This window comes from Solitalea agri (assembly GCF_023914155.1).
Classification (GTDB): domain Bacteria; phylum Bacteroidota; class Bacteroidia; order Sphingobacteriales; family Sphingobacteriaceae; genus Solitalea; species Solitalea agri.
Genome location: NZ_JAMWYS010000009.1, coordinates 191,453 through 214,964, shown reverse-complemented (window position 1 = coordinate 214,964; position 23,512 = coordinate 191,453). Strand labels below are relative to the sequence as shown.

The window sequence follows — 23,512 nt, the reverse complement described above, 5'->3', positions numbered from 1 at the left end:
ATGAGAGGAAAAAGGATACTAATGTTCGGGCTATGCATGTGGTTTGGGGGCTTTCAAATTGATTTGGCATTTGCTAAAGGCCCAAAAACAGAAGGGGATACGTTGCGAATATTAACCTATAATGTCCATCACTGTAATCCTCCAGGTAAAACAATCATTGATGTTCCGGCCATAATTAACGTGGTAAAACAGAGTAATGCATCAATAGTGGCGTTACAGGAAATTGACGTGAATACTTCAAGATCAGGCAAAGAGCTTAATGAGGCTGAAGCTATTGCTAACGCTTGCGGTATGTATTTTTGTTTTGGCAAAGCTTTGGATTTTGCAGGTGGAGGTTACGGTGTAGCCATTCTTTCAAAATTTCCAATTAGTGAGGTGCAGTGTTATAATTTACCAAAGGATGCCAAGCCCCAAACCGAGCAACGCGTTTTATTAACGGCAACACTTTCCCTTAGTGATAAAAAACAAATTCGATTTGCAAACACGCATTTGGATGTACAAAGCGCTCAGAATCGGGAACTGCAAATCAATGAAATAATTAAAATAATAAAAGCAGGGGGCAAAAAGGTGCCTTTTTTAATTGCTGGTGATTTTAACGATACGCCTAATAGCTCGACCATCAATCTTTTAGATAAAAATTTCCAGCGCAGCTGTATTGATTGCGAGCCTACCGTTCCTCAGGATATTCCTCATCAAACTATTGATTTTATTGCTTTTGAAAAGCACTTGCGTAAGAAGATCGCTGTTGTGAAGCATACTGTAATTGAAGAAACCTATGCTTCGGATCACCGACCTGTATATGCAGAACTGTTAATAAAACACTAGTTTGCCCATTGCCAGAAAATCATGATAAGTTTAAAGCTTATATCGATAAAGCCTTACTAAAGAAAACGGCTTTTTTGTGGCAATCTTAAGCGTTAATAATGAGTCATCCTTGTCTTATCTTCCTCCTCTTTGATCCTATCTTCCTTATCGGTTGATTAAGCGTTTTTCTTTTTTAATCATCGTATTCAGGGGCTTAATTGCTATTAAAGCAACCCTTGCAAAGTTGCTTTGTCCTTCCATTAATATAAAATATGCTTTAAATCAATTTTTTTCATAAATGAAATTATTGCCTGTTCAATAGAAGATGTGCAGAATTAAATTTCATCATCTGGCGGCCTCATTGCTTAAAATTCTACTGTTTTAACCTCTTTTAGCCTAAATCTCACCAATTGTAGTAATTATTTATTGATACAAAATGATCCATGTAGTGATATTGTAGTGATGTCTTATGTGTTGATAATCAGTTAGAAATGCGAGTTTGTGCTCCTCAATCACTGTTTGAAATCAACAATTCAGCAGGGGTTTAATTGTTGGTTGAAACATATAAGTTTTTATAGACTCTGAGGGATACGGAGTCGGAATCAACCAGAAAAGGCAAAGTTAATTAACCAAACCAAATATAAAGGGGCTCTTATCGGAGCCTCTTTTTAAAGAATGATTTGCCGGGCAGCTTATAATAAATTATTCAATAGGAACAGATGACATTGATTAAGCTGTTTTTATAAGTGTGAAACAATTAAAGCGAATTAGAATAAGGGGTATTGCCTCCAAATTCTTCTGAAATGCCAATGTTATGGTTAATGATGTTTTGCTGTTTTAGGTTTCTGCGAAATTAAAATTCATTTTTTTAAGAAAGGCAGTCACCCTTTTCTCAAATAACTGCTACGTATAATGGATAGGCGGTAGTAAAGTCATGGAGAAGGGATAATGATGTAGATAAGTTTTCATTGCAAAGTCATTAGCAAAGATTTAGTGCATTTAATTTAACCAATCATAAAACACCTAAACCAAAATTACGCGCAAGAAATAGAGAATCGCAGTAGCGATTCTATTTCTTAAGTAATGTAATTCTGAGTTAATAGGCTAAAAAGATTTACTGAACGATGGGAGAATTGTACGCGAATGTTGAAATTTCATTGGAGCAATTTGAACAGCTTTTTCATAAAAACTATGAAAAACTATGTTTAACAGCTCTTCAGTATGTAAAAGACCGTGATCTTGCCGAAGATCTGGTGCAGGAGTTTTATATATATGTTTGGAACAAGCGTCAGCAAATTGTTCTGCAATCATCTTTTGAGGCTTATGCCCTTAAGGCAGTGAAAAATATTTGTATTACTTTTCTTAAGCGACGGAAAAATCATATCTCATATCAGTCGGATGAACTCCCAGAAATGTCTTTTGATCCTGAGCAATTAATCTCACTTGAATTGTCTAAAAGCGCTGCTGTTTCAAAACTAATGGCAGCGATTAAGGAGCTTCCTCCCGAACGCCGTAAATTATTTTTAATGAGTAATCTCTTAGGATATACTTACTCTGAAATAGCCCTGAAAAATAATATTTCCATTAATACAGTTAAAACGCAAATCAAAAAGGCATATGTAACTTTGCGTATTAATCTATCTGACATATCGACTGTTGGCCTACTGTTCTTTTTCGGTTTGAGGGGTTTGCAAAGTTTAATTTCTTTTTTTTAACAATAGCTATAGCCCAATTTTTTCAGGTGCTATGTTAAAAGTCAAAGCGAATCTTATTTCTTTATTGCAAGTGAAGAGTGATTGGAAGAATTCAAACGAAGAAAAAACCAGACAGCTGCAACTGCCAAAAAAGTAAATTAAGTTTCAATTTTAATGTCCTCTAATTATTTAAGTGATACTTCAAACAGAGCCGGCAATAGCCGGCTTTGTTTGAAGTATAGGCAATTGTTATTGATATCCAATTTTAACGATCATTAACAAAAGGTTTTTTACCCCCCCATTTTGCCCCAATATGGGGTGTGGTGAATACTTATTTTGTGTTTCGCGATTTATTCAAAATAAAAATTCATTTTTTTTAAGAAAACAATCACCCTCTTTTTTATTTCCTGTTACTTATAAGTGATGAACAACAAAAAATCTATGGAAAATAAAAAGTGGATTCATGAAGTGTTGGATGATCAGGTGCAGAGTGAGGGGTTCAATATTGAATTGGACAGCGAAGGGGAGGATCAATTACAAACAGCAACTGGAACACAGGGGACTTTTAATTCAGTGCAGGCATGGGCAAAGATCAAAGGACGTTTGAATAATACTGCTCAAACTAATAATCGTGTAGTTACGCTCCCTCTTGGTCTTTTAAAATATGCTGCTGTTATAGCAATTCCATTAATGATTGGTACGGTAGTGTATTTATCAACGAACAAGCAGGTTTCGGCTAATAAGCAACAACAAGTGGTTGTAAAGCCTGCTAAAAAGGAAACCAATAAGGTAATTCTGATCTTAGAAAATGGTGACCAGGTGAATTTAAATGCTCAACAAGATTTAAGATTGGGTAATAAGGTAATTTCTGAAAATAGCCAGCTTGATTATAGTCAAACAGAGCAAACTGCCCAGACGGCAAAATTCAATACCCTGATTGTTCCTAAAGGCACAGATTATAAGCTGTTGTTGAATGACAGCACCCAGGTTTGGGTAAATGCCGACTCTCGCATAAAATATCAGGTGAACTTTGCCGCAACGCAAACGCGTCTGGTTTACCTCGAAAAAGGTGAAGCTTATTTCAAGGTGACTAAAAACCCTGCAAAACCTTTTATTGTGCATCACGGGGACATGGTGGTAGAAGTGAAGGGAACATCTTTCAACGTTAACGCTTACGCAGATAATGTACAAACCACCTTGGTGGAAGGGAAAGTAAATATTGAAGGTGGTAACAAGCAATTAATACTAACTCCTGGTCAACAAGCTTCATTTGATAAAGCAAGTGGCGCATTAGAAAAACAGGAAGTTGATGTGTTTCCTTTTGTAGCCTGGAAACAGGGGGTGATTGTGTTTCAGAATATGAACATGGAACTACTGATGGAGAAAATAGGCCGCTTGTATGATTACGACATCGAGTTTAAGGATGATAGTTTAAAGCGGCTGCACTATACTGGCAGAGCCGATAGAACAGAATCGATACAAAACATATTGAACAATATTCAAATAACAGCCAAGTTGAAATTTACGATTAAAGAAAGGAGCATTATTGTAGAAAAGTCGACTTAGAATTAGCCTAAAACCACTAAAACTAAAACGGGTAATGTCCGACCATCACCCGTGAACGGTAAGTTTTCATAAATCATTTGCGCTAGGCAAGCAACAAAGATTTAATGTGTTTAACTCAACCAATCCAAATCTAATGAAAAAAAATTACGAAGAAATTAACTACATACAAAGCACCCTGAAAAGAGGGCTCAAAAAGGCAGGAGCATTAACCCTTCTGTTTTTAACTATCTCTCTTAACATCATGGCACAATCGGTGCAAAAAATAAGTTTAAATGTAAAGAAAGCTCAACTCTCAACAGCCATTGATGAGCTTCAAAAGCAGGTTAACCTTTATTTTGTTTACAATCACGAAGAAGTTAATGCTTTTCCAAGGGTTACCCTTAATGTAAAAGATCAACCTTTAGACAAAGTATTGGAACAGTTATTTGCCGGTACGGGTTTAGATTTTGTTTTTAGATCAAACACCATAGTTGTTGGACCTAAACTAGCGAAACAAAGTAGCTCGTCACAAAAAAAGGTAATGGTAAAAGGTGTTATTACTGACGAGGATAAAAATCCTTTGTTACGTGTTAACATTGTCGAAGTAGGAACTACTAACGGTGCCTTTACCGACGAAAATGGTAGCTTTCAATTAAACGTTAATGATGATGCTGTTTTAAGTATTAACTATTTGGGTATGGAAACCCAGCATATTTCGGTTGCCGGAAAGACATCAATTAATGTAGTGATGAAGGTAAGTAATACAGCCATTAAAGAAGTGGTGGTAACCGGTATTCCTTTTAATCGTAACGCTGAAAGCTTTACGGGGGCAGCAACAAAAATTACAGCGAAGGAACTGCAGCGCGCGGGAGCCCTAAATATTTTTCAAAGTTTGAAAAACCTGGAGCCTTCATTGAATATTCAGGAAAACATTGCCAATGGATCTGATCCTAATAAGATCGCGGATATGTCAATAAGAGGATCTTCTTCATTTCCTGATTTGAAAGGTCAATATGCTACCAATCCTAATCAGCCATTATTTATTGTAGATGGTTTTGAAATGAGCATTGAGAAGGTAAATGATCTGGATATTAATCGCATTGAGGCTGTTACTATATTGAAAGACGCATCAGCAAAAGCTTTGTATGGTTCAAGAGCTGCTAATGGAGTTATTGTTATTGAAACTGTAAAAGTGAAACCAGGAGAATTGCGGGTTAATTATATAGGCAGCTTTGGCATTGAAGCCCCAGATCTGAGCAGTTATAATCTGACTAGCGCCGCTGAAAAGTTAGCCTTGGAGAAACGACTAGGAGCCTACAATGTAGCTCAACCTATTTTAGGGTTAAACAAAGACAGTTTGTATTACGCTAATTTAAAACAGATACAAAGTGGTGTTAATACCAACTGGTTAGCGCAACCAACTCGTACAGGGTTAACCAATAAGCAAACTTTTGGATTTGAAGTTGGAGATGATCGTTTGAGAGCCGGTGCTACATTCTTTATGAATAACACCCAGGGTGCAATGAAGGGAAGTGAAAGAAATAATATGGGTGGAGCTCTTACTCTTACTTATCGATACAATAATATATTGTTCAGAAATCAGCTTCAGTATACCAAGATGAATTCTGCTAACTCTCCTTACGGCGATTTTTCACAATATGCCAAATTAAATCCTTATTGGAGACCTACTAACGATGATGGTACCGTTAATAGATATTTGGGCGTTGGTCCTGTTTATACCGAGCAGGTTTTCAATCCGATGTATAATGCTACTATTAATACTAGATCAACTTCTGAATATAGTGATGTTACCAACAACACTTATTTAGAATGGACGGCGAGTAATAACTTGAAAGTTGTAGGTAGGGTTGGGTTCACTAATACCGTAAATGGTTCAGAGGTATTCTTGCCGGCTGGTCATACTAACTTTATGGGTAGTGCCTATACTGGTGATAATCTGTTTTTGAAAGGAAGCTACGACAAAGGTAATGGTAAGGCATCAATGGTGAGTGGTGACCTTAATATGAACTATTCAAAAGTTTGGGGAAGACACCTTCTCTTTTCAAATATTGGTGCGAATATAAGAGAGGATAACTCAGAAAATTATCTGTATTCGGCAATTGGTTTCCCGAACGATAAAATGGATAACATCATCTTTGCTAAACAATATGCTTTAAGCAATAAACCAAGTGGTGGTGAATCTATCAACAGGGAAATTGGTACGCTGGGAGCCCTTAACTATTCTTTCGATAATAGATATTTTGCCGACGCTTCTATTCGTTACAGCGCTTCTTCACAGTTTGGTTCTAACAATCGTTGGGGTGCTTTCTGGTCAGCTGGAGCAGGATGGAACATTCACAATGAGAAGTTTCTGGCCGATAACAAATACATCAATCTCCTGAAAATAAGAGGGTCATTGGGATATACCGGATCACAAAACTTCAACTCTTATCAGTCGATGTTGTTGTATAACTATTTTACAGACAATGCTTACCAAGGAATGCTTGGTACCTATCTAAATGGATTAGCAAATAACGACTTAAAATGGCAACAGCGTTTAGATTATAACGTAGGGTTAGATGCTGAACTATTGAACAGTTTAAGTTTACGTGTAGACGTTTATAAAGCGATCACTAACAATCTTTTAACAGATATAACTACGCCACCGTCTTTAGGTTTTACTACCTATAAAGCCAACCTTGGTCAAATTGTTAACAGCGGTATAGAATTCAGATTGAATTACAGGATGTTAGTAAATAACGCCAACAGACAATCACTTAACGTATTTGTCTCAGGTGCTTCTAACAATAATAAAATTGTTAAGATATCAAACTCGCTGCAAAGCCTGAACAATAGTCAGGATGTGCTTTCGAAAAACACAAATAAACCTTTGGTTAGATTCCAGGAGGGAGAGTCGCTAGATGCTATATGGGCAGTTCGTTCTAATGGAATTGATCCTGCGACCGGTAAAGAGATCTTCGTGAAAAAAAACGGAACGATAACAGATACCTGGGATGCAAGTGATAAAGTGATCGTAGGTGACAACCAACCATTGGCATCAGGAAACATGGGAGCAAATTTCGAATATAAAGGAATTAGTGTAGGTGTTATTGGTCGATACAGAGTAGGTGGGCAGATTTATAACCAAACCCTGGTGGATAAAGTGGAGAATGCTTCGTTGAACTACAATGTTGATAAACGTGCTTATTATGATAGCTGGGTTAAACCGGGTGATAATGTTCTATTCAAAAGCATTGGTACAACAAACGCCCTAACACGTGCTTCTTCTCGCTTCGTACAAGATTTAAGTCAACTGGATATCTCATCGGTAAATCTTGGATATGATTTCTATCGTTTTGCATTCGTTAAAAAGTTAAAGCTTCAGCGTTTGCAGACCATATTAAACTTTAACGATGTGCAGCAATTTAGTACTGTACGTGCTGAAAGAGGTACTTCATACCCATTTGCGCGCTACTGCACCTTTACGATGATGGCCAATTTTTAATTAATCAATGAAATTAGACATGAGAAAAAGATTATATACGGGACTACTGTCACTTATCATACTGCTTTCTGCCACTTCTTGTGAAAAATGGCTGGATGTTGAGCCACGTACAAAAGTGAAATCAGATGAATTACTAAAAACCGAACAGGGGTATAAAGACGCTCTTTTAGGAAGTTATACGCTTATGACAGCAGAGTCTCTTCATGGGCGTGAATTGTCATTTGGTTTTTTTGACGCTTTGACAAAGTTCTACGAACCATCAGCAGCAGACTATAAAGATCTTATAAGTAATAGTAGTAACTCGGCTTTGTATACTTTAACAACTGTAAAGCCAAGAATAGATCAGTTCTGGAATGGCTTGTACAACGTTATTGCTAACACAAATAATATTTTAGATCATATTGATGCGGATAAAGATAAGTTTACCGGCAATAACTATGCGATCATTAAGGGAGAAGCACTTGCTTTAAGAGCTTTTATTCACCTTGAGCTATTTAAAATATTTGCATCTAATGATGTCGTGAGTTTAACTCAACCGGCAATTCCTTACGTGAAAACCTTGTCGACCAATGTTACCAAGGCTTCTACAGGGACTGAGGTATTAGGTTATATCCAACAAGATTTGACTGATGCGGCAACTCTATTGAAAAGTGATCCGATTTTAAAAGGGCAAAAGAAATCAGCTGATGCATTCTTAAATGACCGCAACTTTCACCTTAATTACTATGCAGTAAAAGGATTACAGGCGCGCACCTATTTATGGCAAGGTGATTATACAAATGCCTTGGAAGCAGCCAAGGAAGTAATGACTATTGGAAACAGTGTGTTTCCATGGGTGAAACCCGAAAATCTTACCGTTAGTGATAATAAAAGCAAAGACTTTTCTTTTTCAACAGAGCATTTGTTTGCATTAAGTGTGTTCAAATTACCAACTATAACTAATAATTGGTTTACCGGGGCATCGGTTAACAATCAGTTGTACAGGAAAGGACATACCACCTCGGGAACTTCTACAACCTATTTTTATGAAGGTTTATTTGAGAATACCAACACCGTTACTACTGGTGCAACGGATTATCGTCTGGTAAGTATTTCTATGCCTGGTATAATTCCGGCAGATGCTACTACCACCTATTACATGAACATGAAATATTATCAACCTGCGGGTTATAATGCTCAATATGAGAGACGTATTCCATTGATTCGCCGTTCGGAAATGAACTATATCGCAGCTGAATGTCTGTTAAAGTTAAATGATTATCCAACTGCAGTAGGTTATTTAAATGAAGTTCGTCAACATAGGGGGATCACAACTGATTTGTCGAGCAGCTTATCTGCAAGTAGCCTTCGTTTAGAAATAACGAAAGAATACTGGAAAGAATTTCAGGGCGAAGGTCAGTTCTTCTTTTATTGTAAAAGAAATAGAACTGAAGGGGTTCAGATCCCAACTCAGGCTACCTCTACGGGAGCATGGGCCAATTACGCTACTACATTTTCATCCGCTAATTGGATATTGCCAAAACCGGACGCTGAAATTGAATATAACAAGTAATCAAAGAACATTTTTTACCTAATTAAATTTAAAAAATGAAGAGATTATCATACATCGCATTTATTGCAAGCGTTCTGCTATTGAATGCTTGTACGCAAGACGATATTGCATCTTATGAGCAAGATGCACGTATATACTTCCGGATTCCCGGCGAATTTAACACCAAAGAGTCACGTGATTCTTTAGTGTATTCCTTTCCTTTTCACCCAACTGCCGTTGAAAAAGATACCATTTGGTTTGAGGCAAATATCATGGGTAATGCAGCCCCAAAAGACCGAGAGTTTAAAATTGAGGTAGATACTGCAAATACAACGGCTAAGGTAAATGTTGACTATAAGATTGTAGATAGTATAATACCGGCTGGAGTATTTAAAAAGAATATTCCTGTTGTTATTTATAAAACCGCAGAATTAATTGCCTCAGGTAAACCTTTACGATTACAACTTAATGCAGTTGAAAACCAAAATTTCAAAGTTGGTTACGATCGCTTTAATAAAGCCGTTCTTGTATGGGGATCCAAATTTATAAAGCCGGCTAATTGGGATGGCCAAAATTATGAGAAAGCTTTTGGAAGTTTTTCACAAAAGAAGGTTCAACTTATTCTTGATGTCTGCAAAATTACCCAATTGCCCAATCCGGATAATATCGACATGATTGGCTACTACAATCTGCTATTGCGTGCTTATGTAGCTGATTATAACAGAGGTAAAACTTTTGCAAATCAATTAAAGGACGAGAATAACGTCAATATATTCATTCCAACATATGGGGCTCCTGGGCTTGGTTAATTGATAATTAAACGTATTGCATGACAGCAATTTTAAAAAAGCAAAATGCATGATTTAATTTTTAAGTTAAAAAAAATAGACTGATGAAAGTTTTTAATTCAATTATATTATTGTGTCTCACAGCTCTTGTGTTTTCAGCCTGTCAAAAGGAGATAGGAGGCGATTATAAAGACCTGAATACAACGTTTGTAGATACTTCAAAATATGCCAAACAAATTGTAGCAAGACAAAATGAAGTATACTCGATTTCCCCGTCTTTTATAGAGGGAGTTGACCCATCAAAATTGACATATGAATGGCGTTTGACAAAAGTAGAATATACTGCAGATCCTGTTACAGGGAGATATATTGACACTGTTTTGAGCACCGAGCAAAATTTCTCAAAAAAGATTCCTTTTAGCCCCGGTTCTTATGTGTTAAGGTTGCATGTTTTTGATCCGAGCAACGGAAATATAGCCCAAATTATTAATACTCCATTTACTGTAAGTTCCTATGCCTTGCAAGGTCTTATGTTATTACATGGTGATGTTAACTCTTGCGATGTTAGTATTTTGGTAAACAACAGAGTAAATACAGTAGTGCCTGCAACTGCAGATTCTATACAAAAAAATATTTTCTCTATTATAAACGGAAAGAAAATAGAAGGCGAAGCCCGTGCGGTAGCTTTTAATAATCATGGAGCCAGCGGAGCAAGGAGCAAAGTTTATGTGTTAACCTCTAATGGGGGGTATAGAACGGAGTTTGGTGGATTGAAAATGGAGGATCCGTATAACAACTTGTTTAGTGCTGCACCTTCTACTGCAAATTTTCAGGCATACGGAACAGCTGGTACTAATGAATATTTAATTAATAATGGAGCTCTGTATTATCAAGGGCAAACTCAGCCAGCAATATTTAAACCTTTTGGTTCACAATGTTATTTGCCAAGCAACATAAGTCCGGGTACGTATACCGCAACCCCTTATTTTGCTATGGATATTGACAATGTGAGCCCTATTAATGCCCTGATGGTTGGTGTGTTTTATGATTCAAATTCAAGACGTTTTTTATATTCTAAAAACGATAACACCATAGGCACATTTACAGGTACTGCTCCTGCAGGTGGTTTTGCCCTAAGCACCGTTGGTAAATGGATGGTTTATGGCGAACAAGGTAATAGCCCAACCCAGCTTAGTCCATACTTTTCCAGATACTTTTATTGTGTAATGTCAGATCTCAACTTTACGGGTGGTATTTCAGCAAAAGCTGGTACTCGTAAAGTATATATAAGTGACTTGGGAAGACTTCCTGATCCTAACTTCCCTACTGATGTTACTAAATCAATGTCTCTTACTAGTAATTTGAGGGGTGTGGCGGTTAAAGATATTAGTGCTGCAACGGATATTGATAATGCCAAATATTTTGCATTCGGTAATAAAGGCAACGTGATGTATTATGCCACCAATGACAAAATCTATTTGAGTAATGACTATCAAACATCTAATCTTTATTATGACATTCTTGCTAACTATTCGGGGAATGTTATAACCAGTATGCAAGTGTTTAAAGTAAAGGGTCATCCTAAGGATGGGCAGCTGCTATATGTAGCTCTTTATAATAGCGCTACGCAAAGTAGTACCCTGTTAGAAATTGCTATTAACGGTATTAACGGTACAATGAGTGGTACTCCGAAAGCATATACCGGTATCTCCGGAAAAATTTCAGCAATGAATTATAAACAGTTTTAGAATAAGTTGTTTAAGATAAAAAGTCTGACTTTTCAATCAGCAGGCTTGCCTGCTGATTGAAAAAGTTGAGCGAATGGTACTTAATGAGCCGTTTTAACAAATGAAAAGATCTATAATAAAACTAACCAATTCCTTATCTGCATTGGTTATTGTGGTGGCATTAGCTATTTCTGCCTGTTCAAAATCAAGTTCAGATCCAAGTGATGATCTAACTCCTGGTCCGTCCGGTAATAATTACCCTAAGCCTAAATCTTCACAAGAGGTGTCGGGCTTGTTGTCGACAGCTATAAAATCACTTAAAACAACATTAATTCTTGATATGTCAGCTATGAATTTGGCCGATAATCAGGTAGAGATAACTGTCGGGAATGCATACAGTAATGTAATTAGTCAGGATAACTCTCTAAAATATGCTTACAAAGTTGTTCAGATTTATAATCAGAGTGCTAAGATTTTACAGTGTGAAATAAAATATATGCCCTACAAATTAGGTATAGATCCTAACACGGTGCCAACAGGTACTAAAAAAATCAATAGTTATAACGATATCATTACTGCTACATTAAATGCGCCCTTAGGACAGGAAATTCCAATTGCCATTACTAACAAAAATCTCGATGTTAATACTATGCAGCAAGTGCTAAGCGCCCAATGCGGGTATGCATATCTTATTTATAATTTTAACCCTGACGCAACGTCCATTACCTGTTCTTCCTCTCCAATGGGACTACCTGGAGCGCCGACGAGTATTAGCGACTGCTTGTCAAGAATCGCCGTAGTTAAAGATTCGGTTAATAGAATTTTGACCCGTATTATAACTCCTGGTATGACCAACAATCAAAAACTTACCGCGATTTATAATTATGTATCAGCAACTCAATATGATTGGGATTTTAATACGCCTAATTTGAATTATGATTCTCAAACGGCTTTGGGTGTTTTTAAAAATAGAAAAGCTGTCTGTGGGGGATACTCCTGGGGGCTAAATTTATTGGCAAACGCTGCAGGGATACAATGCTATAATGTTTCAGGAAAGGCAGGTAATGTTGGTCATGCCTGGAGTATGTTAAACTATAACGGCGGGTATTCTTACTTTGATGCCACTTGGGATAATAGCTTCACGCCTCCTCGTACCTACCGATATTTTGCTCAACCTGAAGCTTTTTTTCTTCAAAATCAGCATGCTTGGGATAACACTATGATTAACGCTTTGGTGGCTGAAAAACAATAACGCATTCTTATTCCAATTTTTTCTTTTAAACCATAAAATGATAACAAATAAACTAAAATGGGGCTTGGCAACAGTTTGTGCTATTGCTTCTTTTCAAGCTAATGCACAAAGCAAAGATTGCATAGTTAGTGGAAAAATCAACGGAATAGATAAAACATCGAAAATAACTGTTGGTCGCGACCATGGCGACCATGGTGGCCGAGAAGTTTTAAAGCAGTCTACAATAGATGCTGACGGGAATTTCTCAATTACGCTTCCGGCTCAAATAACTAATGAAGTATACGATTTGCAGATTGAAGGGGTTCGATCATCTGTTAATTTTGTGGCAGAAAAAGGTCACGTTGAAATTACGGGCGATAAAAGCAAACTTTACGCAAGTGAAGTGAAGGGAACCCCTCAAAACGAACATTGGAATAACTTCCACAAATTCTCCCTGGCGCAAATCATGAAGAGTAACCAGGTGATGATGAATAGCCAGCAATATTCTAAGGAAGAAAAGGTTGCTTTTTTCAAGAAAGCTGAAGCTGAAAAAAAAGCTTATACCGATTCGTTGATCAAGAATTATCCGAATTCCATTGTTTCATTGTACCTGGCTAAGGGTCCTTTAATGATGATGAAATGCGATCAGATCGATGCTGTTCTAAAAAACTTCACCCCCTACTTTGCAAAGCACCCATATTACCTTGCCATGAAGAAACGTGCGGATATCATCCGTAAAACGGCTCCAGGTGCAATAGCTCCCGATTTTACTGTATTTGAGAAAGATGGAAAATCTAAAATCACACTTTCTTCATTCCGTGGTAAGTATGTAATGCTTGATTTCTGGGCCTCTTGGTGTGTTCCTTGCCGTGCCGAAAATGTGCATACAAAAGAGATGTATGAAAAATATCATACTAAAGGCTTAGAGGTTATTTCCTTTTCATTGGATCATGAACTCGACAAATGGCAAGAAGCTCTGGCGAAAGATGGTTTAATATGGAATAATGCTTCTGATTTGATAGGTGGCTTAAAATCACCGGTTGCCCAAAAATACGGTATTGATGGTATTCCTGCTATCTGGATCATTGATCCAAACGGAAAAATTATTGCCGAAGGTGTAAGAGGTGAGGAGTTGAATAAAGTGCTGGAATCAATCTTTGAGCAAAATAATAAGGGATAAACAATCTTCTTAATAACAGCCAAAAACAATCTATTGTCATGAGTGGAGTCATTTGGCTTCACTCTGACAAGGGTTTTACATCCGTTAATTGTCCTTGAGGGTTAGGTCCTCTTCGTTAAAAAACCAATCAATAGAATAAAACTGAAATGTACAAGAAAACCATTTCAAAATGGTCAATATTGCTAGTTCTGCTGTTGTCCTTTTCTTCTCAACTGCGTGCCGACGATGGTATGTGGTTGCTGGCTCAGCTAAAGCGTTATAATGCAGATGAGCTAAAGGCAATGGGACTTAGAGTTCCAATTGAAAAACTTACGGGGGAAAATGAAGACGCCTTGAGCGAAGCTGTAGTGGCATTCGGATCGGGCTGTACTGGCTCTCTGATTTCCAATTCAGGGTTAGTGCTTACTAATTACCACTGCTCTTACAGTGCTATTCAACAGTACGTTTCACCAACTAACGATATTTTTAAAAATGGGTTTTGGGCTAATACTGCTGAGCAGGAACTTCGGGTTAACGATTTAGTCATTACCATCAACAAAAAAATACTTGATATCACGGAAGAAATTAAAGGTGCCGGTGAAGGTAATATCAAGAATGCAATGGCTGCTGTAACTCAAAAGTATCAGCAGAAATATCCCAAGTATAAGATTGCAATTAAGTCTTATAAAAATAACTCGCTGTTCGTTTTGTTTCTGCAATTGCAGTACACAGATGTGCGTTTGGTAGGTGTGGCTCCAAAAAATGTAACAAAATTTGGGGGAGAAACTGATAACTGGATGTGGCCTCGTCATAGTGCTGATTTTGCTTATTTCAGGGTATATGCTGATAAGAATGGAGCTCCTGCTGCTTATTCAAAAACCAATGTTCCATTGGCGGTGAAGAACTACTTGCATATTTCTACTGAAGGTTATAAAAAGGGTGACTTCGCCATGTCGATGGGCTACCCGGGTATGTCTGACCGTGATGCAAGCTCATCTCAAATCTGGCAGAAAACTCAGGTGTTGAATCCGCCCATGATTGCAGTGCGTAAACTCAGACAAGCGATTTTAGAAGATGAAATGGCTAAAAATGGGTTTATTAAACAGTTGTACGCTGAAAAATATTCTACCTCTGCCAACTACTATAAAAATGCTGTAGGTATGAATTATTGGGTGAATAAACTCAATATCATTGCTAAAAAGGAAGCTTATGAGAAAGAGTGGATGAATTGGGCTATGCAGGATGAGAAAAAGAAATCGTTTTACTCAACTACCCTGCAAGATCAGAAAGCGGCAATTGAAGCTAATGCGAAATTTAAAAGGGCCGAAACCTATTACAACGAATGTTTTGGCCAGGCTTGTGATTTAACACAATTCTTTTCGGCATTTGGGAGATCTTTCTATAGCTATCCGGTGGATGTTAAAAAGAATCCTGCGCGCCTTAAAGACCTTTCAAGCACAGTTCGTTTCTACTACAGTAAATTAAATATTGACGTTGATAAACGGATCACCAAAGCAATGCTTAAGCTCATTAAAGATAGCTTGCCGGCAGATCTTCAACCAGACCTATTTGCTTCCAGTAATTTTCAAACCGGCGGGCAAATTGACAGGTATGTTGATGAGGCGTTCAAATTATCAGTTTTTGCCGATTCAACAAAGCTGCAAAATTGGTTAAAAAAACCTTCTGTTTCTCTTGAAAACGACCCATTGATTCTTTTAATGGAATCAATTAAGAAAAAGGATTACGAAGTGTTCCACGTTGCAGAGTCAAATGCAAAGATGATTTATCGATTGACTGACTCCTATTGCCGAAGTCTTGCCGAGTATAAAGGTGGTCGATATTATCCCGATGCTGATAAAACCGTCCGTCTTTCTTACGGAACAATCTCTGATCTTCAGTTAGAGGATAAAACAATTCCATACCAAACCTTTTTCAGTGGTTTAATTGCAAAGGCAGCTGACACACTTAATAAGGATTATCAGCTCAATCCAAAATTGAAAACTATATGGCAGACTAAAGATTTTGGGAAATATGGAATAAATGGTGATATGCCGACTTGCTTTGTGACCAACGGGGATGTAACTGGCGGAAATTCTGGAAGTCCGATGATGAATGCTGATGGTAAATTAATAGGCTTAGTCTTCGACTGTAACTGGGAGTCAATGACCAGAGAGTTCAATTTCGAAAAAGACCTTCACAAAGTAATCTGTGCTGATATTCGCTATTTACTCTTTATTACTGAGAAGTTTTCTGGTTCAAATAGAATCATTGAAGAGCTTAATCAGGCTAACCAATCTGTGAATGTAAATTAAATAATAAGGCCAGTAAATACGATGATGGCAGCTAGTCTGCCGTCATTTTTTAACTCAAGTGCATATGAAAAGAATTCTTAAGCAGGCAGTGGTTTTCATTGTTTGCACATGGATGTTTGCGATCCCTGCCTTTGCAGTAGAGGGTGTGAAAACCATTGTAAAAGGCTCGGTTAAAGGCTCGGATGTTAAATATGTTCAGCTATGCAATCGCAAAGCCATGCGAAGCAACATTGTAGATTCATTAAACGCTGGGCAATTTCAGTTGAACTTGAATTTGAAAGAAGCCGGTTTTTATGTGTTAAGCAGTAATTCAAGTAATCTTGATTTGTACCTCAATCCGGGTGATCAAATTACTATAAACGTAGTGAATGGTGAAATGGAAATGAGTGGCAAGGGAAGTAAATTAAATCAGTTTCTTTACGATATCGATAAAAACTTCCCATATCAGGATGCAAGTGCAACACTTTCACAAATCTATAATTATCGTGTTAATGCAATCAATACTTCTAAAAATGAAGAGGTAATCCGTAATAAGGCGCTTTTGTTGGGTAATGAACAAGGGGAATACCTGGACAAGGTTTTTGGTCCGGTAATCGAATACAAAGCGCATGGTGGTACCCCAGATATGATGGAGGTGAATTTTAGCGATTTAGATATTCACCTGGTGCCGGAAATTATGGTTTATCCTAATTGGAATGAAATAGTCACCGAGCTGATGTTTGCCAAAATAAGATCTGGCAACTTGAAAGTGAGAAGCATTAACACCTGGATTGCCGATTTTGGAAATGCCATTGAGCATCCAAAATTAAGAGAAGAGTTTATTCTGGAACTAATCAATTATTCTGCTTCGAATGGCGACCTCACACTCAATAAAGAGATGAAAGAAGCATTGCCTTTGATCAAGGACCCCAAAAATATTGTCCGATTAAATGCAATAAAAGGCAAGCTTTCCATGAACCTGAATAATTACAAATCAGCTCCGGAGGGTACCGATATGAGTGCGTACACTTTCCATGATTTAAATGGTAAGCAGGTTTCGCTCAGCGATTACAAAGGCAAAATCATCTTTATTGATATTTGGAATACGGGTTGTCGGCCTTGCATTGCCGAAATGCCTTTCTTAAAGAAAATGGAGCATGAGTTGAAGGGGAAAGATGTTGTGTTCCTTTCAATTTCTTGTGACTATACCACCGAGGTTTGGAAAAAGTTTTTGGAAAAGCGAAATCAAACCGATGAGCGTCAGTTGATCATGGGCAAAAAAGATCCATTCTTTGAAAAAATAGGTAGATCAGGAATACCGCGTTTTGTGGTTTTGGATAAAGAAGGCAAAATGATTAACAATAACTGTTGCAAACGCCCCTCGAACCCTTTATTAAAAGTTTACCTCACTGAATTATTAAATCAATAAACCAATGAAAAAATACTGTGCATTTTTTGCCCTTCTTTTGAGTGCGGTTTTTTCTGCGAATGCGCAATTCACAGAAATAAATGGTGTTTCAAAAACCGTAAAACCTAATAACGTTAGGCTGTTTAAAGTGGTTATGGGCCGTATTGAAGAAATTGCCAATACTACCCCTAATGCCAATGGGTCATTTACTTTAAAGTTTCAACCAGAATACAAGGGATATTACGCGATTGGCTTTGGTGATAAATATGAAATTTTGGATAAATACAAGATTTATGCAAAAGGGAATGATAAGATCAATCTGGAGTTGAATGATTCTACCTATGTTCTCAATGGTGAAAATACCAAAGAAAATCAGGTATTGTACCAATGGTATAAGTTAGCCTACAAGGTTGAGTGTAGATCGGTGTATTTTAACCGTGGAAAAAGAAATATGCAAGGCTTTTTCCCCGAATTACAAAATCTGGTTTCAACATCAAGAAATTGGATGACTGGTAAAGAAACAGGTAATGCGGAGTTTGATCAGTTAATGAAAAGCACAATTGATCATGACCTGGCTTATTTTACAATGGCTTTCATCATTTCTCCGCGAGCGTCAAAACCTAATCCTAACGACTATACCGAGTATGTAAAGAGCTTTAACGCAGAGCAGTATTTACAAACTGAAGAGCTGTTGAAATTTCCTTACGGAACTACATTGCTAAGAAGTCTGGTAGCATTTAAGACTCAAGACTATTACAATAGTGCTTGGGAAAAGCAGTTACCTGGAATTTCAAGTGATGTTTTGAAAGGAGAGTTTGTATTAAGTAAAATGGCTGCTGTAAAATCATATACTAATTATCAGGAGCTAAACGATGCCTATAACAAGTACTTTCTTACAATTGATCAAAAAGAACGGGTAAAGAAAATTGAAGCAGGATTGCAAAAGTTTAAGCCAGGAACAGCAGCTGTCAATTTTACTTGTTGGGATGCCTCAGGTAAAGAAGTTTCTCTTTCAGATTTCAAAGGTAAAATTGTATTGGTAGATGTTTGGGCAACCTGGTGTGGCCCGTGTAATAAAGAAATTCCTTACTTGAAAAAACTGGAAGAAGAGTTTCAAGGTAAGGATGTAGTTTTTCTGGGTGTTTCAGTTGATGAAGTGAAAGACAAAGAGAAATGGAAGAGTTTTCTAATCAATAATCAATTGGAAGGAGTTCAGGTATTTGCAGGAGGATGGCATCAGTCAACAATTGCCAAATCGTATAACATTAATGGAATTCCAAGATTTATGCTGTTCGATAGAAATGGTAACATCATTAATGTAGATGCGCCTCGTCCAAGTGATCCGAAACTGAAAGAAGTACTAAATGAATGGCTGAGTAAACCATTATAACTGAATGTTTATAATAGGAGCGCCCTTAAAGCACATCGATAGTTAAAGAAACACTTCTAATCATACATTATACTTTTCTTCATGGGCCTTTCCGGATTTCGGAAGGGCCTTTTTTTCTTAACAATCCCTTCCTTATTCTTTTCGGCATATAAACGACCTCATTTGTTATTTAACAGAAAGTCAAACTTGCCATCTTCTGAAAAAAACAAGTTATTTTTTTTAGTATATTAAAGTAGTTGTTTTACAGATTTTTAACTGTAAAACAATATTTCGTATAAAGCTCATTCCATTCTTCTTATTAAGCAAGTCAGCCCTTTTTTAAATTAATTAAACAGCACTTCAATCCTAATTCAAGTGATTGTAAAACAGAATGGTAAAACCTGCTAGCCAATGTTTGTACAAGTTATTATTAGCCTGGGGATTATAGCTTTAACTATCGTAATTCATGGATTAGGCACTTTTTATTTACTAAACCTCATTATACGCAGGCATGGTGGAAACGGTGAGTTTTTAGGGTTCAATAAAACAATGCAGGTACTATCGTACACAGCAATTACGCTGATGTTATTACATTATTTAGAAATCGGATTGTGGGCATTGGCCTATCTGTTTATCCCTGAGCTCGATAAAATAAGTACTTGGGAGGAAGCCATTTACTTTTCCACCGTTACCTATACCACATTGGGTTACGGAGATATCACTCTTCCTCCTATATGGCGTGTGATGAGCGGGTTTGAAGCCATGAATGGCATTTTGTTGTTTGGCTGGTCAACAGCCATGTTTTACGCGGTAGTTGAACGTATGCTGGTAATAGTTAATAAGCAAAAGAAATAATACGGTTTGTAACCCTTAGAAAGCTTAATAGTTACAGGTTCTAAAAATTTAAACAAATCAATATACTATGAATAACGGGCAAGAAAACAATGCGTCATCGGAACGAAGAACCATTGACATTTCGATAAAACTATTATTAATAGTGCTACTCCTCGCTTGGTGTGGGATGATCATTCTACCCTTTGTCAGTCCAGTTTTATGGGGAGTAATATTGGCAATTACCATTTTTCCAATGTATAACGGTTTGCTTAAAATGGTGAATGGAAAAAAATCCATCGCAAGTACTTTAATAACGATTTTACTCCTGGCTATTTTGTTGGTTCCCACCATAATATTAGTGTCATCAATTATAGATGAAGCAGGAGAGCTAAAAACCAGCTTAAATGAGAATAAGTTCGTGGTGCCGCCGCCAAACCCAAAGGTGGCCGACTGGCCTCTTGTCGGGGAACGACTTTATAAAGAATGGAGCCTTGCATCTAAAAACTTAGATTCAGCCATGGTGCTCCATCAGAAAGAAATTGTAGAGTGGGGACAGAAATTAGTTGGAGCTGTAAAAGGGGTATTTTCCAATATCTTAATGTTCAGCTTTTCAATAATTATTGCCGGTATCTTTTTGGCCTATAGCGATGAATCGGAAAAATCGGCAAATGCATTTTCCCGGCGCCTTGTGGGCAACAAAGCCGAAGAGTTTACTAAACTGGTTGTTCAAACAGTGCGCAATGTCTCCAAGGGGATTCTGGGCGTAGCCTTTATTCAATTTATTATTATGGGGCTCTGTTTTATGCTTGCCGGGGTTCCATTTGCAGGTGTATGGGCACTATTGGTGTTTTTACTCGCTCTTGTTCAGCTGCCGGGAGCCATTGTTGCAATCCCAATTATCATTTATTTATTCTCAGTTAGAGAGCCTGTTCCGGCAACTATTTGGGGTATCATCATATTAATTTGCGGCCTTAGTGATAATGTGCTCAAGCCATTGTTAATGGGTAAAGGCGCTCCAGTTCCAATGATTGTAATTTTTCTTGGGGCCATCGGCGGCTTTATTTTATCAGGCTTTATAGGCATGTTTACCGGCGCAATTGTATTGTCGCTGGGGTATAAGCTTGCCGGATTATGGGTGCACGAAACTCCTGAGAATTGAGGAGTGAAAATGAAGATCAATGCCAACAGCTAGAGTTCATTTGATAAATGGCGGTACAACGTAAGATCCATCGCATTGCTTTTGTGTTTTTTGTTTTAGGAATAATTGGCCTCATACAGCCATTATTTGCGCAAAACAGATCGGGGTTAACTGTACGGGAAATTAACCTCGACGAAATCCTCCTGTTAGCGAAACAAAATAATCTTACATTAAAAATGGCTCATAAAGACAATGCCATTGCCGAAGAGAATATAAAAACAGCAAAAATTGCTAAAGCTCCTTACGTTAATTTTGGAGGCAACTATAACTTTATAGGGAACCCTGTTTTGTATCGCGATTTTTATTCAAATGATACCTCCATTAACTACTACCATCATCAGGCCAGTTGGCTCTTGGCTGCCGGATTTCCATTGTACCTGGGCGGGAAAATTAGAACGCAAATCGAACAGGCCGAAATTGTCAGTAATATTCAAAAGGAAGTGTTGACGATGACTGAGAACCAATTGAAGCTTTCAATTATTACGCAGTTTTATACACTCTACAAATTATATCGTGAAGTTGAGATCATTGAGGCCAATATTAAAAATGTAAAAATCAATATTAAGCAGTTAGAGTCGAAGGTGGCAAATGGTCAAAATTTGGTCAGTGATCTTACCCGTACGCAATTACAACTTTCCAACTTTGAAATCGATGTGTTTAAAACATGGAACGACATTGATCTGCTGAGCAATTTTCTATGTATTCAAACGGGCTTACCTACAAATACCAGGCTACGGCCTGTCGAGGTAGTTTTGGCAATTCCGAGTGATAGTTTGCAGTATAAACAGTGCCTGGAAGAGGCCTTTGCAAATCGAAATGAAATAAAACAATCACTATTACAGAAGAACTATTCGGAATCGTCACTTAAAATGACCAGGAGTTTCTACAAGCCGGCAATTTCTGGTAATGCAATTTACAGCTCTAATTTTCCGGTTCCAGGTACATTTCCGCCTCAACCTGATATTTTAAACTATTGGGCCGTAGGGGTAGGCTTAAGCTACGACCTGTCGAGTATTTACAATTTGAAGCACCGTGTAAAGGCTGATAAACTGCAAATTGAAAAGGAAGATTACAATATTGCGCAGGTTAAAAATAATATCGATCAGGAGGTAAAGTCGGCTTATGTGAATTTTGCAGAGAGCAAAACCAATATTGTAGCCTATAGGAAAAACGTGGAGATGTCGGAGCTCAATTATCGGGTGGTGAAAAGTCGGTATGATAATGATTTTGCCCTGATCATTGATTTGATTGATGCAGAGTTACAGGTTAACGATTCAAACTTGTCGCTGAACAAGGCTATCATCGATTCGATCATCCAATATTATTCATTGTTATTCGCTATGGGCAAATTGAACTAAAGATTATGGCCGAGGAAAAAGACATGGAAACTGAGAACAAAAAGCAGGAGGTTCGGAAAAACCGGTTGATTGAAATTATTGCCCTATTATTTTTAATAGCGGGAATGGTGTGGATGGCATCGCTGTTTTTTGATTTTAGTAATGCTATTAAAACCAACAATGCACAGGTTGATGCTGATATTGCAGCGGTAACATCTCGTGTAACAGGCAATATTAAAGCGATAAAATTTACTGAATACGGAACAGTACATGCTGGAGATACCCTTGTGTTGCTAGACGACGAGGAATTCTTGATTAAAGTAGCGCAGGCAGAGGCTGATTTGGCTATCGCGCAGGCAAATCTTGCCACCATTAAGCAAGCGGTAGTAACCTCAAGGTCTTCAGAAGCCGCTACGGCTGCCAGGCTAAAAGGCAATGCAGCCAACCTCGAAAAAGCAGAAAAAAACTATATACGCTTTACCAATATGTACCGCGATTCGGCAGTAACACTCAATCAGTTCGATCAGGTAACGGCTCAGCTTAAGTCGGAAGAAGCCAATCTGCAGGCCATGAAAAATGATGTGGTAGCCAGTAAATCTATTACAGAGCAAAACATGTTAAATATTGAATCTGCAGTGGCAACGGTTAAGCGTAAGGAAGCTGATTTGTCGGCCGCTAAATTACAATTGTCATACACTGTTATTGTGGCACCGGCCAATGGAATAGTTGGAGAACGGACGATTCACCTGGGAGAATTAGTAAATGTGAACCAGGTGATTGCTGAAATTGTTGTTCAGAATAAAAAATGGGTAATAGCCAATTTTAAAGAAACGCAGATGGAGGATCTTAAGGTTGGTCAGCAAGTAGATATTATGGTGGATGCTTTGGGTGGAAAAGTTTTCAAGGGGAAAGTAAGTGAGCTGTCACCGGCAACAGGCGCGAAGTTTTCAATGGTGGCTCCCGATAATTCAACAGGAAACTTTGTGAAAATAACACAGCGTATTCCGGTGCGCATTGAGTTTGCCGACACCGCTGAAAAGCTTGGCGAAATAAAACCAGGAATGAATGTTTCTGTAGAAGTTATAAAATGA

16 protein-coding genes are annotated in these 23,512 nt (G+C 37.7%); all 16 read left to right on the top strand.

All coding sequences use genetic code 11. From position 1 onward, the window contains the following. The 16 genes from NF867_RS03305 to NF867_RS03230 all read left to right on the top strand — a co-directional run bounded on the left by NF867_RS03305 (window position 1) and on the right by NF867_RS03230 (window position 23,512). On the top strand, window positions 1-825 hold the full coding sequence (locus NF867_RS03305) for an endonuclease/exonuclease/phosphatase family protein (protein WP_252586122.1): 825 nt from the start codon (window positions 1-3) through the stop codon (window positions 823-825). 1,103 nt (window positions 826-1,928) lie between these two features. Further along, the gene (locus tag NF867_RS03300) at window positions 1,929-2,519 is read left to right on the top strand and encodes an RNA polymerase sigma-70 factor (RefSeq protein ID WP_252586121.1); all 591 of its coding nucleotides are present in this window, start codon (window positions 1,929-1,931) and stop codon (window positions 2,517-2,519) included. A 420-nt stretch (window positions 2,520-2,939) separates the two neighbouring features. Then, on the top strand, window positions 2,940-4,064 hold the full coding sequence (locus NF867_RS03295) for a FecR family protein (RefSeq protein ID WP_252586120.1): 1,125 nt from the start codon (window positions 2,940-2,942) through the stop codon (window positions 4,062-4,064). Between the two features lie 133 nt (window positions 4,065-4,197). Further along, window positions 4,198-7,548, top strand: coding sequence for a SusC/RagA family TonB-linked outer membrane protein (locus NF867_RS03290; RefSeq protein ID WP_252586119.1), 3,351 nt, complete (start codon window positions 4,198-4,200; stop codon window positions 7,546-7,548). Window positions 7,549-7,567: 19 nt separating this feature from the next. After that, on the top strand, window positions 7,568-9,100 hold the full coding sequence (locus NF867_RS03285; protein WP_252586118.1) for a RagB/SusD family nutrient uptake outer membrane protein: 1,533 nt from the start codon (window positions 7,568-7,570) through the stop codon (window positions 9,098-9,100). Window positions 9,101-9,135: 35 nt separating this feature from the next. Beyond that, window positions 9,136-9,888, top strand: coding sequence for a DUF4843 domain-containing protein (locus NF867_RS03280; RefSeq protein ID WP_252586117.1), 753 nt, complete (start codon window positions 9,136-9,138; stop codon window positions 9,886-9,888). An 83-nt stretch (window positions 9,889-9,971) separates the two neighbouring features. Beyond that, entirely contained in the window at window positions 9,972-11,615 is a 1,644-nt protein-coding gene (locus tag NF867_RS03275) for a PKD-like family lipoprotein (protein WP_252586116.1), read from the top strand. A 100-nt stretch (window positions 11,616-11,715) separates the two neighbouring features. Then, window positions 11,716-12,846, top strand: coding sequence for a transglutaminase domain-containing protein (locus tag NF867_RS03270; RefSeq protein WP_252586115.1), 1,131 nt, complete (start codon window positions 11,716-11,718; stop codon window positions 12,844-12,846). Between the two features lie 37 nt (window positions 12,847-12,883). Continuing rightward, window positions 12,884-14,005: a TlpA disulfide reductase family protein gene (locus tag NF867_RS03265; protein WP_252586114.1), complete on the top strand. Its 1,122-nt coding sequence runs from the start codon at window positions 12,884-12,886 to the stop codon at window positions 14,003-14,005. Window positions 14,006-14,151: 146 nt separating this feature from the next. After that, window positions 14,152-16,296 carry a S46 family peptidase gene (locus tag NF867_RS03260; protein ID WP_252586113.1) on the top strand — a complete coding sequence of 715 codons (2,145 nt, stop codon included), beginning with the start codon at window positions 14,152-14,154 and terminating at the stop codon, window positions 16,294-16,296. Between the two features lie 64 nt (window positions 16,297-16,360). Next, window positions 16,361-17,704 carry a TlpA disulfide reductase family protein gene (locus tag NF867_RS03255; RefSeq protein WP_252586112.1) on the top strand — a complete coding sequence of 448 codons (1,344 nt, stop codon included), beginning with the start codon at window positions 16,361-16,363 and terminating at the stop codon, window positions 17,702-17,704. 4 nt (window positions 17,705-17,708) lie between these two features. Then, the gene (locus tag NF867_RS03250; RefSeq protein ID WP_252586111.1) at window positions 17,709-19,073 is read left to right on the top strand and encodes a TlpA family protein disulfide reductase; all 1,365 of its coding nucleotides are present in this window, start codon (window positions 17,709-17,711) and stop codon (window positions 19,071-19,073) included. Between the two features lie 390 nt (window positions 19,074-19,463). After that, complete coding sequence (locus tag NF867_RS03245; protein WP_252586110.1) at window positions 19,464-19,907, top strand: potassium channel family protein; 444 nt, start codon at window positions 19,464-19,466, stop codon at window positions 19,905-19,907. Window positions 19,908-19,974: 67 nt separating this feature from the next. Continuing rightward, on the top strand, window positions 19,975-21,045 hold the full coding sequence (locus NF867_RS03240) for an AI-2E family transporter (RefSeq protein WP_252586109.1): 1,071 nt from the start codon (window positions 19,975-19,977) through the stop codon (window positions 21,043-21,045). A 47-nt stretch (window positions 21,046-21,092) separates the two neighbouring features. Beyond that, a complete protein-coding gene (locus NF867_RS03235) occupies window positions 21,093-22,442 on the top strand; it encodes a TolC family protein (protein ID WP_252586108.1) in 1,350 nt (449 codons plus the stop codon). A gap of 5 nt (window positions 22,443-22,447) precedes the next feature. Continuing rightward, entirely contained in the window at window positions 22,448-23,512 is a 1,065-nt protein-coding gene (locus NF867_RS03230; protein WP_252586107.1) for an HlyD family secretion protein, read from the top strand.